Origin of the sequence: Microcystis sp. LE19-41.2A, assembly GCF_027530405.1 — a bacterium.
GTDB lineage: Bacteria > Cyanobacteriota > Cyanobacteriia > Cyanobacteriales > Microcystaceae > Microcystis > Microcystis aeruginosa.
Genome location: NZ_JAPZQJ010000442.1, coordinates 1 through 14,496, shown reverse-complemented (window position 1 = coordinate 14,496; position 14,496 = coordinate 1). Strand labels below are relative to the sequence as shown.

The 14,496-nt window shown below is 42.6% G+C and carries 17 protein-coding genes and 1 pseudogene; 15 read left to right on the top strand and 3 right to left on the bottom strand.

From position 1 onward, the window contains the following. Positions 1-215: hypothetical protein (locus tag O9290_RS18915; RefSeq protein ID WP_288087374.1), on the top strand; the 215-nt coding region annotated here is incomplete at its 5' end. Positions 216-887: 672 nt separating this feature from the next. Beyond that, positions 888-1,060 (top strand): annotated as a pseudogene (locus tag O9290_RS18910) (DUF29 family protein); the annotation flags it as partial. 176 nt (positions 1,061-1,236) lie between these two features. Here O9290_RS18910 and O9290_RS18905 read toward each other — a convergent pair. After that, on the bottom strand, positions 1,237-2,103 hold the full coding sequence (locus O9290_RS18905) for an alpha/beta fold hydrolase (protein ID WP_288054942.1): 867 nt from the start codon (positions 2,101-2,103) through the stop codon (positions 1,237-1,239). A gap of 293 nt (positions 2,104-2,396) precedes the next feature. Between O9290_RS18905 and O9290_RS18900 the strand changes: the two genes are divergently transcribed. From O9290_RS18900 to O9290_RS18880, 5 genes are all read left to right on the top strand, one after another. Continuing rightward, positions 2,397-3,377: an ABC transporter ATP-binding protein gene (locus O9290_RS18900; protein WP_288054944.1), complete on the top strand. Its 981-nt coding sequence runs from the start codon at positions 2,397-2,399 to the stop codon at positions 3,375-3,377. A 103-nt stretch (positions 3,378-3,480) separates the two neighbouring features. Then, a complete protein-coding gene (locus tag O9290_RS18895) occupies positions 3,481-4,422 on the top strand; it encodes an ABC transporter ATP-binding protein (protein WP_288054946.1) in 942 nt (313 codons plus the stop codon). Continuing rightward, complete coding sequence (locus tag O9290_RS18890) at positions 4,412-5,242, top strand: ABC transporter permease (RefSeq protein WP_002757415.1); 831 nt, start codon at positions 4,412-4,414, stop codon at positions 5,240-5,242. Before O9290_RS18895 ends, O9290_RS18890 begins: the two co-directional genes overlap by 11 nt. A gap of 2 nt (positions 5,243-5,244) precedes the next feature. Continuing rightward, positions 5,245-6,771 (top strand): GldG family protein, encoded by a 1,527-nt coding sequence (locus tag O9290_RS18885; protein ID WP_002757413.1) that lies wholly within the window; start codon positions 5,245-5,247, stop codon positions 6,769-6,771. Positions 6,772-6,818: 47 nt separating this feature from the next. Beyond that, positions 6,819-7,439 carry a Uma2 family endonuclease gene (locus O9290_RS18880; RefSeq protein ID WP_002757411.1) on the top strand — a complete coding sequence of 207 codons (621 nt, stop codon included), beginning with the start codon at positions 6,819-6,821 and terminating at the stop codon, positions 7,437-7,439. 21 nt (positions 7,440-7,460) lie between these two features. Here O9290_RS18880 and O9290_RS18875 read toward each other — a convergent pair whose 3' ends face one another. Next, the gene (locus O9290_RS18875; RefSeq protein WP_002757409.1) at positions 7,461-8,909 is read right to left on the bottom strand and encodes a serine/threonine-protein kinase; all 1,449 of its coding nucleotides are present in this window, start codon (positions 8,907-8,909) and stop codon (positions 7,461-7,463) included. 90 nt (positions 8,910-8,999) lie between these two features. Then, positions 9,000-9,899: a J domain-containing protein gene (locus tag O9290_RS18870; RefSeq protein WP_288056156.1), complete on the bottom strand. Its 900-nt coding sequence runs from the start codon at positions 9,897-9,899 to the stop codon at positions 9,000-9,002. A 264-nt stretch (positions 9,900-10,163) separates the two neighbouring features. Between O9290_RS18870 and O9290_RS18865 the strand changes: the two genes are divergently transcribed. The 8 genes from O9290_RS18865 to O9290_RS18830 all read left to right on the top strand — a co-directional run bounded on the left by O9290_RS18865 (position 10,164) and on the right by O9290_RS18830 (position 14,285). Continuing rightward, complete coding sequence (locus tag O9290_RS18865) at positions 10,164-10,913, top strand: NYN domain-containing protein (protein WP_002757405.1); 750 nt, start codon at positions 10,164-10,166, stop codon at positions 10,911-10,913. A 240-nt stretch (positions 10,914-11,153) separates the two neighbouring features. Then, positions 11,154-11,369, top strand: a complete 216-nt coding sequence (locus O9290_RS18860) for a hypothetical protein (protein ID WP_002746864.1) — start codon at positions 11,154-11,156, stop codon at positions 11,367-11,369. Further along, positions 11,357-11,653 (top strand): type II toxin-antitoxin system VapC family toxin, encoded by a 297-nt coding sequence (locus O9290_RS18855; protein ID WP_288056158.1) that lies wholly within the window; start codon positions 11,357-11,359, stop codon positions 11,651-11,653. The genes O9290_RS18860 and O9290_RS18855 overlap by 13 nt, the downstream gene beginning before the upstream one ends. A 176-nt stretch (positions 11,654-11,829) precedes the next feature. Next, the gene (locus O9290_RS18850; RefSeq protein ID WP_353852153.1) at positions 11,830-12,036 is read left to right on the top strand and encodes a type II toxin-antitoxin system VapC family toxin; all 207 of its coding nucleotides are present in this window, start codon (positions 11,830-11,832) and stop codon (positions 12,034-12,036) included. A gap of 333 nt (positions 12,037-12,369) precedes the next feature. Then, on the top strand, positions 12,370-12,984 hold the full coding sequence (locus tag O9290_RS18845; RefSeq protein ID WP_044000145.1) for a DUF1349 domain-containing protein: 615 nt from the start codon (positions 12,370-12,372) through the stop codon (positions 12,982-12,984). 118 nt (positions 12,985-13,102) lie between these two features. Next, positions 13,103-13,501: a hypothetical protein gene (locus O9290_RS18840; RefSeq protein WP_002757399.1), complete on the top strand. Its 399-nt coding sequence runs from the start codon at positions 13,103-13,105 to the stop codon at positions 13,499-13,501. A 3-nt stretch (positions 13,502-13,504) separates the two neighbouring features. Next, on the top strand, positions 13,505-13,912 hold the full coding sequence (locus tag O9290_RS18835) for a hypothetical protein (RefSeq protein WP_002757397.1): 408 nt from the start codon (positions 13,505-13,507) through the stop codon (positions 13,910-13,912). A 148-nt stretch (positions 13,913-14,060) separates the two neighbouring features. Next, positions 14,061-14,285 (top strand): DUF433 domain-containing protein, encoded by a 225-nt coding sequence (locus tag O9290_RS18830; protein WP_008199295.1) that lies wholly within the window; start codon positions 14,061-14,063, stop codon positions 14,283-14,285. The last annotated feature ends 211 nt before the right edge of the window (positions 14,286-14,496 follow it).

Sequence of the window (14,496 nt, the reverse complement as noted above, 5' to 3'; positions counted from 1 at the left end):
ACCGATTACCTGATGACATTGTTGAAAAAATTGCCAACTTTACCCGATTAATTTCCCCTGAGCCAAACAACATTTCAGAATATACTAATTGGCAAGATGAAGACTGGCAAAAATTTTCATTAGAGCAATTTTTCAAAGAAGAAGATGAAATTGAATATTCCCTAGCAGATGCTCAAGAAATTTATGGCTCTTCGTTACTTGGTATGGTTCGATAGGGGGGCATAAATCGACTCAATCCTTATCTGGCAATAGATTTAATTGATTAGTTCGCTCCAGATCGCCAACAATTGACAAAAATTGCGGCAATGTCTGTCTCTATAAAGGTTTCATTCCTTATAACCCCGTCCATTGTATAAGACAAACCGAAGAACCTGTAATCGGGATTGAAATTCTTAATGCTTCTCGAAAAATCGAGAATTTTTCTCCGAATGTGCAGGTAGCTATTTCTTCTCGATAAAGGTGATCGCTGATCCTGTAGTGCGATCGCCGATCTGTAGGGTGGGTTGAGGTAACCAAACCCAACATTGCTTTTATTTCTTACCTTAATTTTTTGGGTTTTACTTCTACATTTTATTCCATACCAATATCACTATCAAAGATCAGCTTTTCTGAAGCTCCTCACATCTGATCATAAATTCCTTCTTCAACATAACGGTGAAAACTGGAATATTGCCAATCTTTCGGAGCGTTTACTAATCCATGATGCACGGTATTCGAGATGATTAACAAAATCTCAATAAAAAAACCCTTGACAAATCCCCGCACTTGACAGATACTTATATATATTATGGGAATCCGTGCCTGCCTGCGAACCCTCTTTTTTTAGGTTAGATAAGCGTCAAAAAAATAAAAACCTGATACCTGACCAGCACTAAACAGGATAGGGTATGACAACTAAAGACTTATACGAACAAGACTATCCTGCTTGGTTAGAAGAAACGGCCAAACAACTGCGACAAAGACAGACAGATGTATTAGATTGGGGAACCAACAGAGACATAAAGTAGATAGTTATCCCCTGCAATTACTCATTCATCTGCTTCTCTACCAATACCGGCCAATGTCTTTCCTACCGGCCAAATTCTGGTAGATTTTTTCAAAAAAACCCTTGACAAATCCCCGCCCTTGACAGATACTTATATATAGAATGGGAATCCGTGCCTGCCTGCAAACCCTCTTTTTTCAGGTCAAATAAGCGTCAAAAAAATAAAAACCTGATAACCAGTCCCTAACTACCTATAAGCTTTTCATCCAATCACTAATCAACCGGTTAACCTCTGTGGGAATTTCATCGTGGGGACAATGACCGGCAGTTAGATAATATTCTGTCAGAGAAGGATAGTATTGACGGAATTTGGCCCCGCATTCCCTAGTATTCATCCAAGGGTCCCCCTCACCCCATAACATCAACAGGGGACAGCTTAACTTTTGCAGGAGAATATCCACATTTTCCCCCCGGGGAGATTTAAACACAGAAGCAAAAACTTTGGCTGCTCCCGCATCCAGGGAAGGACGACGGATATCTTCTATTAACTGCTCGGTAATGGCACTGCGATCGAGATATACTTTCTCTAGGGTTTTGCGGATAGTTTTGGGTTGACGGGTATAGAGAAATAAGAGATAACTGGCCCAGGGTTGCACCAGCATCGATCGCAGTAATTTTTGTGCTAAATTAGGCTGACGATTGCTTTCTGTCTCGCTAAAGGGACCGGCACTATTGAGGAGAATTAATCCCCGAACATTCTCGGAATGATTAGCAGCCACACAGAGAGAAGCGTAACCCCCCAGAGAATTACCCGCTAAAACCGTCGGTTGGCCCACAACTTCCTTGATAAAATCGTTTAATTGTTGCTGCCAAAGACTGCCACTATAGACAAGATCCGGTTTAGCTGATCTACCAAATCCTAACAGATCGATCGCCCATACTTCCCATTCTGAGGCTAAACCTGACACATTTTTTCGCCAATGGTCGGTGGAAGCGCCAAAACCGTGGACTAATAGTAACGGGGGTTTTCCCGCGACTCTAGTACCCGCTTGCACATAGTGTATCGAATGTCCTTGCCATTGCCAATTTTGCCTTGTCGTCAGGGCAGCTGTATTCATCTGCTGTTTTGTTAAGTAATGTGAATAATTCTTAGTCTAACCGATTGAGAAACTGGAGACAAAGCTAGAGATTTTTGGCCAAACCCCTTGACTGAAAAGGGAACTTGACATATACTTATATATATAATGGGAATCCGTGCCTGCCTGCGAACCCCTCATTTTTGGGCAAATAACCCTAAAAAACACTCTCAAAAAAAATCTTGAGCGGGATTAATCTGCTGGTATGGGTGGCTAACCCCAGAGAATTACTCCTGAATCACTGGGACAGTTTTTTCCTAATTCCGATAACAGCTATGAAGATTTTGACGATTTTACAGGGATTAATCGACAAAAATCCCTTAACTGAGGCGGATCTAGAAGATTTACTAGCGATCGAATCCTTAAATTTTAGGGAGACTAACCCTCTGATCCTACAGGAAAGGGCGGAACTATTAACGATTCTCTGGCCGCGAGTCTGGCAAAAATGTCAGGAGTTAGGGATAAATCAGCCAAATCAGATTTTGATCAGCTGTTGGCGCTTCTGGATTCCCTGGGCGCTACAGCTACGCAGCCACGCAAAACCGTTGATTCAAGGCATTTTGGCCCCTCAAGGCACGGGAAAGACCACCATAACATCCATAATGTCGATTATTTTAGCCTATTTTGATTTAAAAGTAAATAATCTCTCTTTAGATGATATTTATAAGACCTATAATGAGCGAATAAAATTGCGTCAAAAGGATGAAAGATTGCGCTGGCGTGGTCCACCGGGTACTCATGATATAGAATTAGGAATTAAAGTTTTAGAACAGGTTTGTCAGCAAGAAAGTCCGATTTTAATCCCGCGTTTTGACAAGTCCCTGCATCGAGGACAAGGAGATAGAATTGCAGCGGAACAAGTGGAACGAGTTGATATTCTTTTTTTCGAGGGTTGGTTTGTGGGCATGAATCCAGTAGAAGAAACAGTCTTTGATCATGCCCCCGATCCGATTAATAGCGAAGAAGACCGACAATTCGCCAGGGATAATAATCAAAGATTGCGAGAATATCTACCCCTCTGGTCAAAAATCGATCGCTTACTGATTCTTTATCCCCTTGACTACCGTTACAGTTTAGAATGGCGACAGGCGGCCGAAGCAAAAGGAGGTATGAACCCATCAGAAATCGAGGAATTTGTCAAGTATTTTTGGAAAAGTTTACATCCGCAATTATTTCTCCCACCCCTGCTCAAACAAGCGCATCTAGTGGTAGAAATTAATCGGGATCATAGTCTGGGAAAAATCAGTTATCAGTAATGAGGGCATTACTTTTATTTATTATATTCTCCTCGCTCCTGTCTCCTGTCTCCTGTCTCCTGTCTCCTGTCTCCTGTCTCCTCTTTACCAACTGATAAAGCTTATGATTGAAGTCGAACATCTGAGTAAAATTTATGGTTCTACCGCGGCAATCAGTGACGTGGATTTTACCGTAGAAAAAGGAGAAATACTCGGTTTTTTGGGACCAAATGGAGCGGGAAAAACCACGACTATGAGGATTTTATCCGGTTATATTCCTGCCACAACGGGAACAGCAAGGATAGCAGGATACGATGTGCATCAACAATCCTTAGAAGTGCGTCGTCGCATTGGTTATCTTCCCGAAAATCCCCCCTTGTATCCAGAGATGACCGTGGAAGGTTTTCTTGATTTTGTGGCGCGGATTAAAGGCATCTCATCGGGGGATAGAAAAGCGCGGGTAGATTTAGTTTTAGGTAAATGTCAGTTACTAGAAAAAAGAAAAGTTATTATCCGCAAGTTATCCAAAGGTTATAAACAGCGTGTGGGAATTGCCCAAGCGATTGTACACGATCCACCGGTAATTATTTTAGATGAACCGACAGTAGGATTGGATCCGAAACAGATTATCGAGGTGAGAAATCTAATTAAAAGTTTAGCGGGAGAACATACAATTATTCTCTCCACTCATATTTTACCAGAAGTGAGTATTACCTGCGATCGAGCGACAATTATTAATCGGGGTCGCATCGTAGCCAATAATATTACTACCGCTACCCCTGCTGGTTCCAGTTATGAAATTGAGATCGAAGGTGATAGGGATTCCCTGTTAGAAATCCTTCAACAAATGCCGCAAGTCGAGCAAGGGGCAAAAGTCGGCGATAATCTGCTCAAAATTGTTGGTCAAGCGGGGACAAACCTAGGGGCAGAACTTGCTAGAATAGTTGTCAACAATGGTTATAACCTATTAGAAATGCGTCGCACGCGTAAAACCCTAGAAGACATCTTTCTGGAAGTAATCGGCAGCGGGGAAAGTAACCAGCAAGAGGAGAGACATGATCAATAATATCTGGGCGATTTTTCGCAAGGAATTTCAAAGCTATTTTACCGCCGCCAATGCCTATATCATTATGGGGATATTTTGGTTAGTAGCAGGATTTTTCTTTAACTCCCTTCTCTACGGCATTATTCTCGATATTGGTATCCAAGAACAATCGGGATTTCTGGTAGCCAGAGATACGGTGTCTGAATTTATGACCACTTTCATCGGCATTATTTTATCCTCTTTATTGTTGGTAATTTTGCCGGCTCTGTCTATGGGATTATACGCAGAGGAAAAAAAACAGGGAACCCTAGAACTTTTAGCCACTTCTCCCCTGACTAATTGGAGTATAGCCATCGGTAAATTATTGGGAGTGTTAGCCTTTTTTACCGTGATGATTACCCCCCTCTGGATTTACGAAATAGTGGTTTTTAGTACCGCAGTTCCCCCAGTAAATATAGCCAGTATTTTACTAGCTCATCTAGGATTAATTTTACTGGCAGCGGCCATCCTAGCCATCGGGATGTTTATATCTTCCCTCACCAATAGTTCTATCCTTGCTTACATCATCACCTTTATCACCATCTTATTTATCTGGATACTGGATGTAATTGCTAACAATGCCGAAACCTTCTTTCGAGATCGCATCGGAGGAGAAGTGGGAGAACAGATCGGATTTTTCCTGAAAGAATTACTATCCCATCTATCTTGGTATCAACCCTTTAACAATTTCGTGCGGGGAATTTTTGACAGTAGTAGTTTAGTCATCCTCCTCAGTTATATTCTGCTGGGAATCTTCCTAACTACTCAAGCGATCGAAGCGGACCGTTATCAAAGAAACTAACTATGAGATCCTGGCAAAAATACGGTAAATTTCTCTATATACCCGCCCTATTTCTGGGTAGTGCCGGCTTAACCGTGGGGTTAATCTCCGGTCAATGGTCATCCCTCTCTCTGGGGTTATTAATTGCCGGAGCTATTTTGTTTCTAGGGTGGCTGTTGTTATTAGTAATCACTTCCAAAGACTTTTGGCAAAAAAGAAGTACCCGCACCGGCACTCAAACCCTCATTACTACTATTATTGTCCTCAGCGTTATTGGTTTAATTAACTTTCTCGCCCTCCGTTATCCCTATCGAGTTGATTTAACCGAAAACCAAATCTTTAGTTTATCCCCCCAAACCGAAAGACTATTAACCAATCTGTCAAAACCCGTCAAAGTCTGGATTTTTTCAACCCGGGGAATCAGTGGCAACGAAGAGGAACTTTTAGCCAATTATCAACGCAAAAACCCCCAATTTCAGTACGAGATAGTTAATCCCGAGAAAAAACCCAATATTGTCCAAGAATTTAAAAAACTAGCTGATGATAATCTGTCTAGAGTCTATCTACAGTATGGTGACAAAAAACAACCTCTAAAAACTATTAGTGAAGAGGAAAGTCTCACCGAAGCGAAACTGAGTAACGCCATCGAAACCGCTAAAACCGATCGCACTTTAACCGCTTACTTTCTGCAAGGTCATGGAGAAAATGCCATCAAAGAACCTCAAGGGGGTTTAGGACAAGCAGTCAATAGTTTAGAAGCAAAAGGTTATCAAGTAGAACCACTTAATCTAGTGGAACGTTCCACCATTCCCAATAATGCCGATGTCATTATTATTGCCAGTCCCAAAAGAAAAATATTTCCCCAGGAAGTCACCGCTTTAAAAAACTATCTTGAGCAAGGGGGCAAAATTTTATTAATGATTGACCCCCAAACCGAAACCGGATTAGAACCCTTATTAACCCCTTGGGGTGTGAAACTGGATAATCGGATTATTATTGATGCTTCCGGTGCCGGGGAAATTATCGGTTTAGGTCCGGCTAGTCCCATTATTACCAATTACGGCAATCATCCGATTACTCGCGATTTTGCCAACGGTATTTCTATCTTTCCCTTTGCTCGTCCTATCGCTACCGTTCCCATCGAAGGAATTGAAGCCGTATCTTTAATGATTACTAATGATAAAATGTGGGCTGAGAGTGATTTAAATGATCAGAATCTCCAGTTTAACCCTGAAAAAGATTTAGCCGGCCCCTTTGATCTAGGAGTTGCCCTGACGGGAAAAAAAGGTAAATTAATCGTGATTGGTAATGCCAGCTTTGCCAGCGATGGACTGTTTGAACAACAGTTAAACGGAGATATATTTTTAAATTCTGTGCAGTGGTTAGCCAGTGGTGAAACAGCCACCTTATCTATCCGGGCCAAGGAACCAGAAAATAGAAGAATCAATTTAAATCCCCTGCAAGCTAACGCTATTTTTTGGATAGCGATGGTAGTGATGCCTTTAGTAGGATTTACCCTAGCTGGATTGACTTGGTGGCAACGTCGTTAATCGAGTTAGAATCTAGAAAAATCATCTCTCTTATTCCCCTAACTGCCATGACCACAACCCAAACCATCCCCCAATTGTTGACTTTTGATGACTATATCAATCAATATCCCGATGATGGACAACAATACGAATTAATCGCAGGAAAATTATTGCCCATGATGCGACCGATCGGAAAACACGAAGAAATTGGCGGATTTGTTTCTGGAACCCTATTCTTAGAGATAAATCGGCAGCAATTGCCCTATTTTATCCCTAATACTGCGGCAGTAAAACCCCTTCGACCCCATACAGGTTATCTACCCGATATTATTGTCTTAGACAGAGAAAATCTAGTTAACGATCCCTATTGGGAAACCGCTTCCTCAATTTCTCTGGCAACATCAGCTAAATTAATTATTGAAATTGTCAGTTCCAATTGGCGAGATGATTATCTGAAAAAATTCGACGACTACGAACAATTAGGAATTGCCGAATATTGGATTATCGATTATTTAGCCAAAGGTTCGGCCCGATATATCGGCAGCCCCAAAGAACCCACCATTTCTATCTATCAATTAATAGATGGAGAATATCAAGGTAATTTATTTAAACAGGATCAACGTCTTATTTCAGGGATTTTTCCAGAGTTAAACCTCACTGCTAATCAAATTTTTCGTGCTAGAGCTTAAAGAAAAACCCGTATTTTTAGATTAATTACTATTTTCCACCGTGGGAAGAGGAGAAGGTGATAAAACAGGAGGAGCGATCGGTTCAATTTTATCCTCATTAACCGGGGGATTAATCACCTCTGGAACAGGGGAAGGGGAAGGAGAAGGGGAAGGAAGGGGAGAAACTTGAGGACTTGGATCTGTTTCAGGAAGAGGAACAGGAATAGGAATTACTTCTTCTGGGGTGGGACTAGGAGTTAATTCTGGAGTCACTTCTGGACTAGGAATCACCTCTGGGGTAGGAGTCGGGGAGGGAGTAGGAGTCGGGGAATAAATGGGAGTCCGTTGACGAGAAGGTCGTCGGATAGGGGGAAAATCTTGGGAGGGAGGAGGAATGATTTCAGGACTAGGAGAAGGTTCAGGGGTTGGTAATGGTTCAATTTCCTCATTTTTGGGTAAAAGAGCCATAAATCCCCGATATCCTAGGGCAAAAGCCCCAATTGTCACCGCAAAAATCAGCAAAATCCACAGCCAAGGATTCTTTTTTTCCCCAGAATTGGGTTGAATAACCACAGTGGGGGAGACGGTTGGTTTTGGGGGTGTAGAGGACTTTAATCGGGGACTATGGGGAGAAACCGCGATAGTCGGTTGGGTGGACAAATCGGGGGATATTTCTGCCAAAGCTGCCAACATTTCCCTGGCAGTAGCAAACCGATCCCGGGGATGAAAACGGATCGCTCGATCGATTACCATAGCTAAATTAGGATTAACATTTTCTGCCTCCTGTCGCCAGAGAATTTCCCCCGTGCGCGAGTCAGTTTCTAGATATTGGGGAGTTTTTCCCGTTAATAAAAAAATCGCCGTTAAGCCTAGGCTGTAAAGGTCACTAGAAAAGACCGGTCTCCCGGCAGCCTGTTCCGAAGCCATATAACCGGGGGTGCCAAGGGCGATCGAATAGGCACTTTTTCCCGTAGGATCGAGTAAGGTGGCGACTGCCTCTTTCATTACCCCAAAATCGATTAAAACGGGCAAATTATCACTATTTCTTAAGATAATATTATCGGGTTTCACATCCCGGTGAATAATGCGGCGACTGTGAATAAAATCAAGAACAGGCAGTAAATTCTCCAAAATCGTCCGCACTGCTGAGGAGGATAAATTTCCCTGTCGTTGCTGTTTTTGGGTTAGTGTCTCCCCTTCAATCCACTCCTGCACCAGATAGAAGTGATTATCTTGGGCAAAATAACCGTATAAACGGGGTATTTGGCGATTTTGTTCCCCCAATTCCTCTAAAACGCTTGCTTCTTTCTGAAAACGTTCTTTTAACCATTCTGGCATCCCCTCACTTTGAATAGCCGGCTGCAATTTTTTAATCACACAGCGCCGTTGAGAAGGCATATTCGTATCGATAGCGATATAAGTTTCCCCAAATCCCCCCCTAGCAAGGATACTAACAATTTGGTAGCGATTGTTTAAAAGCACTAGATTCATTACCCTGAGAGTGCAAGCGTGGTCATAAATTGTTCCTAGACTAACATTCTTTCGTTAAGGAAAAAGTCAAGGGAAAAACTAGAGTCAAGTCTAAGGAATCCAGCGACGGATTTTCGTCCACAAAGGTGCATTATCTTGACTACTCATCTCCTGAAAACTTTGATAACAATCGTAGGCGCGATTAAGATGGGCGGTGATTTCTGTCGCATTGGGATGGGAATTGCGATCGGGATGCCAATAACACAAGAGAGTTTTATAATTGTTCTCAATCCGGCTAGTCGTGGTAAAAGGAGTAATCCCCAAAACTCGCCACCAAACGGGATTAGCGGACTCTATAATCATCACGGCCAAGGAACGGGGCGAAGGATAGAGAATTTGGGCGATTAATGACCAATCTGACCCATAACACCGCCGATAAACCGCTTTAACCCGCTCTTTTCCCAACTGTTCACAAGCTTGTAAATGCCATTGACGAAAATCCCTCCGCATCTGCTGATGAGTTCGCAAATCTCGCCTGGCAAATCTGCCCTCAGCTAGTTTATTAGTGCCAATAGTGTTAAAGTTACTATTAGCGATCGCTTTTAGATCCCAGTAAAGATGATAAAAAGGATCTTGACCCAAGGCGAGACTTTCCAGAATTTCCTTAGCGTAACCTCCAGCCGGATTTAACCGCAATAATTCCCCTAATTCCCGACAAAACTGCTCATTTTCGGGCATACCGCGCCATTGCCAATAGTTAACATCCGGTTTTGCCAGAGACTGCCTATATACACTGCGCCACACCTGCGGAACAGTACAGGCGATCGGGGTAGCCAAGGGAGTAGCCAGGGGACAAAATTGACCCTTTAAAGAGCTTTCAGGAGCATCTTCTAGTAAACAGGCAAGATGATAGGCGGGATGACTACGGGGCGTTTTTTGGTGGCTAATAAACCAAAAAGCCGTTAGAATGACAATTAAGTACAAGAGTAGAGAAAGAATTTGCTCCGCCATCGCAACTTTATAGTTAGTCTGCTCAGTTACCTGAAGAATTATAATTCGTGCTATGGTCGCTGAAAAGTTCTTTGTATCTCAGCTGATTGTCAGGAATCTACAAAACGGGGTGATATGTCGAAAGTTTCCCCATATCCTTACTCTGGTTATTCGGAAAGTTTCTGTATAATTAATAGTTAGATGGCTTAGGTTATAGGTTGGGGCATACTTGAAAAGTCTCTGTTCGAGTTCAAAAATTAAAGTGATCAGCACACCTGGAGCAATATGCTGCAATCAGAATCAAAAATTGCACTGCTAATTGATGCAGACAACGCCCCTGCATCAAAAATTGAGGCGATCATCTCTGAAATTGCAAAGTATGGAGTTGCCAATATTCGTAAGGCTTACGGAAACTGGAAAAGTCCTGCGCTGAAAGCTTGGGAGGAGTGTTTGCACGAATACGCTATTCGCCCCGTCCAACAGTTCGACTATACGAAGGGCAAAAATGCTACTGATGCTGCAATGATTATTGATGCAATGGATTTGCTGTATACACAACAGTTGGATGCTTTTGCAATCGTGTCGAGCGATTGTGACTTTACTCCTTTAGTGATGCGAATTTTGACAAATGGCTTAAAAGTCTATGGATTTGGCGAGAAGAAAACACCATTGCCTTTTGTTTATGCGTGTTCAACATTTTTATACCTAGAAACTATTGATCAAGCAGTAAATTCTGAGGAGACTTCCAAAGTTTCTGCAAGTGTTAAGAAAACTGGTAAAGAGTTGAAGCAAGACACCAAATTAATCAGTTTATTGAGGGGCGCGGTTTCTAGCACTCTAGACGATGATGGTTGGTCGAATTTGGCAGAGATTGGCGGACACATAGCAAATCAGACATCTTTTGACCCACGCAACTACGGATATGCAAAGTTGAGTGGCCTGTTCGAGGCTATTGACTTATTCGAGATTCAGCGAAAAAATAAGGCAGTCTTCGTGAGGAGCAAGCAAAAGAATGGCACTACTCCAAAAACGTAGTGCAGATCTAGTAGGATGCGTTCCCTAATGTAAGTCCTACCGCTGCAGCGATCGATTTTGGGGAACACACCATGGTCATTGATTAAAGTAAATGATAATAAGCTAAAAACGTCTAGGCACAGGGACGGACGGGAGTGCGGTCGGATATAGACAAATATGGGGGCATTTTACCTTACTTTTTGGAGCCGTGATCTGTGGGCAATATGACATGATTAATAGAAGAAACAGGGAGTAAAGAGCATGACTACCTATCAAGATGTTCGCCGGCAAGTTGAGAATCTCACCCCAGACGAGCAACTTCGCTTATTAAAAGAGTTAGCTGTAATGGTACGTCGCCCTATGCTTGTTAAGCCCAAGCATAGCATTATGGAACTAGAAGGACTAGGAAAAGAAATCTGGAATGGACTTGATGCTCAAGAGTACGTTAATCAGGAACGTGCCTCATGGAATGGCTGATGCAACTACAAGGTCAAGTTGTGGGGTTGGATACCGCACCACTCATTTACCTGATGGAGCAAAATCAGGCATATTTAGGGCTTGTGCGTGCCTTTTTTGGGGCGCTAAGTCGAGGCGAGTTTCAAGTTGTTACCTCTACGTTGACGCTGACGGAAGTTTTGGTGCATCCATTACGCTCAGGTAATGTAGAACTTGCCTGCCAGTATCGTGATATTCTTCTTGATCAAGAAAACTTAATTAGGGTTTGCGGCAAAAAGTTTGTTGGTGGGGTTAGGAGTCAGTAGCCGGTCGTCAGTAGCCGGTCGTCGGGAGTTTCAGGCTTTGTTGCCCTCTCTTTTTTGTACCAACTGATGTACTACAATAAGGATAATGCCAGGTTTTTGATGGTCCCAATCCGATTTTCGCAGCATGAACATCGGATTTTAACAGGTCAAAAGCCTTATTTTAAAAGGGTTTTACCATTATTCAGCAAACCCTAATTACTGTACCTATTTCCCTTGAGATTGCCGAAGTTGCCGCCCAGTTAAGAGCAAGACAAAACTTGCGAACTCCAGACGCAATCCAGATTGCCACTGCTATGGGAGAAGGTGCTATGTTTTTCTTGACCAATGATGCCCGTTTAGCTGCTGTCCCAGATTTAAAAGTTTTGGTTTTGGATGCTCTGTAACAGTACACCAATCTGGTAGCGTGCGTTCCTTAAACATTGATTTAAGCAAATGATAATAATCTAAAAACGTCTAGGCACAGCGAAGGACGGGAGTGCGATCGCTTATGATCGAGTTGTAAATTTTTGTTACGAAGTGCAGTCAGATTGAACAATTGGTGCTAAAACCTTGGGGGAAAGCTGATGTTATTTCGGCTGATTGTCAGGAATCTACAGAACGGGGTGATATGCCAAAAGTTTCCATATATTCCTACTTTGGTTATTCGGAAAGTTTCTGTATAATCAATGGTTAGCTGGCCTCGTAATATCACGATGTATCTGATTAGGAGCGATATTATGCGACTTAGTGAAAATTTTTTACAGCCAGCATTGTCAGATGATTTTTACTGGCTCAACGAGCCGACGCATTATCGTTTGGGTAATGGCTTGGAAATTTCTACAGATGAAAAAACTGATTTTTGGCAAAACACGCACTATGGTTTTCAAAGAGACGATGGGCATTGCTTATTGATGCGACAAGTTGGCGATTTTTCCCTAATGACCCAAGTAGAATTTCAGCCTCGGGAAAAATATGATCAATGTGGCCTAATGGTGCGGATTGACAGTCGGAATTGGATAAAAGTTTCCACGGAATATGAAAGCGAACAAGCTAGTCGGCTTGGTTCTGTGGTGACCAATTTGGGATATTCTGATTGGGCAACGCAAGACATTTCTTCACGATACCGCGAAATGTGGTATCGCATCAGTAAACGGGGGAGCGATTTTCTGCTAGAGAATTCTTATGATGGGCAGGCTTGGCTGCAAATGCGGATCACACACTTACACAAGATAGCCGACGATTGCCAAATCGGAGTGTATGCCTGCAGCCCGATAGGCAAAGCGTTTCGCTGTTGTTTCAAAACCTTGGAAATCTCAGACAATCAGTGGCTGGTAATACCAGAAGCCAGCTAATAACTGTATGCACCCGACTGGCACTTATGCGCCTTAACGCCTGGCTTGTTGTGGTTCACGGCTTGTCTGTCTTATGCTAGAGTTTCATAATTACCCAAAGCTAATGAGGCAAAAAATAATGACGGAGAAAAATAAGCCAGAAGAAGTTCAAGAGGCAATGATTTCAGTGGGAGTGGGTACAGCGATTGGAGCTAGTGCATCGGCAGTAGTTGGGGGTATGGGACTTGCTGTAGGAGGAACTGCTCTAGGCGTCGGCATGGCTCCAGTAGCAGCGGCAGGAGCAGTGGTCGGCACGGCAGTTTACGGAACCAAAAAAGCAATAGAAGAACAAGACGCAACGGCAATTGGAGCAGCGGCAATTGGTGCGGGTGCTGGAGCCGGTATATCAGCATTAGTTGGAGGTATGGGATTAGCAGTAGGGGGGACGGCAGTTGCAGTTACAATGGCTCCCGTAGCGGCAGTAGGAGCAGTAATTGGTTTAGCTGGGTATGGGATCTCTAAATTATTCACTGAGTAAGTAATGGCTAAACGGAAAAGACAGTCCCCCAATGCTGCTCAAAAATTAGTAAGAGGAGCAATTCGGGACTTTATTAATCAGCTTAATGGCATAGTTATTGAGCCGGAGATAAATACTCCTGTAAAGGGGACAGAGGCTTGGTATCGGGACAAACTGGCTGGGGAATTAGGAGGAAAAACCGAGGTTTACATTGATAAGGTAGGTAGAATAGATGTCTTAACTAATACAGAAATAATTGAAGTTAAAAATACAAAAGGCTGGAAATCAGCGATCGGGCAAATAAAGAGTTATGGACAGTATTATCCCAAGCATAAAATGAGAGTTCACCTATTTGGGAAATTGACTGAGAGTAAACTAGAAACTATTCAGAGAGTATGTAAACTAGAAGGTATAACTCTAACTTGGGAATAGTATGATCGCTGCTCTGGTAGGGTGCGTTCCCTGATGCGGGTCCTACCGCTGCAGCGATCAATTTTAAGGAAACCCAACATCCTTATCTGTTACTATGAAAGGGTATAATAAGCTTACTTTAAATCATCAAAGAGGTAACAAAACCTTAATGGAAAGTCGTATCCATATCCATCCAGATATTTGTAATGGAAGACCTGTTATAGCTGGAACCCGAATTCCTGTGCAAACAGTTATGGAATTTTTGGGAGCAGGGGATTCTATTGAAGAAGTCCTTGAAGAATATCCTTCTCTGAATCGAGAAGATATTTATGCCTGTATGCAATTTGCAGCAAGATTGATGGCGAATCACTATGAAGTCAGAAAAATTGCATGAATGGTTTTTTCTTCGATGAAAATTTACCAGCTAAAATCCTGTTCACTCCATCTTTACCGATCATTTTTAGGTAGGGTCTGCTGAAAAAGTTTGTTGGTGGGGGCAGGGTGTGGGGTGTGGGGTGTGGGGTGTAGGGTTTTACCGATTTTGAGGTAGTCAGTTACCTAATTTTCAGGGAAAAAGTACCTGAATTTTACCCCCGATCCCTCCA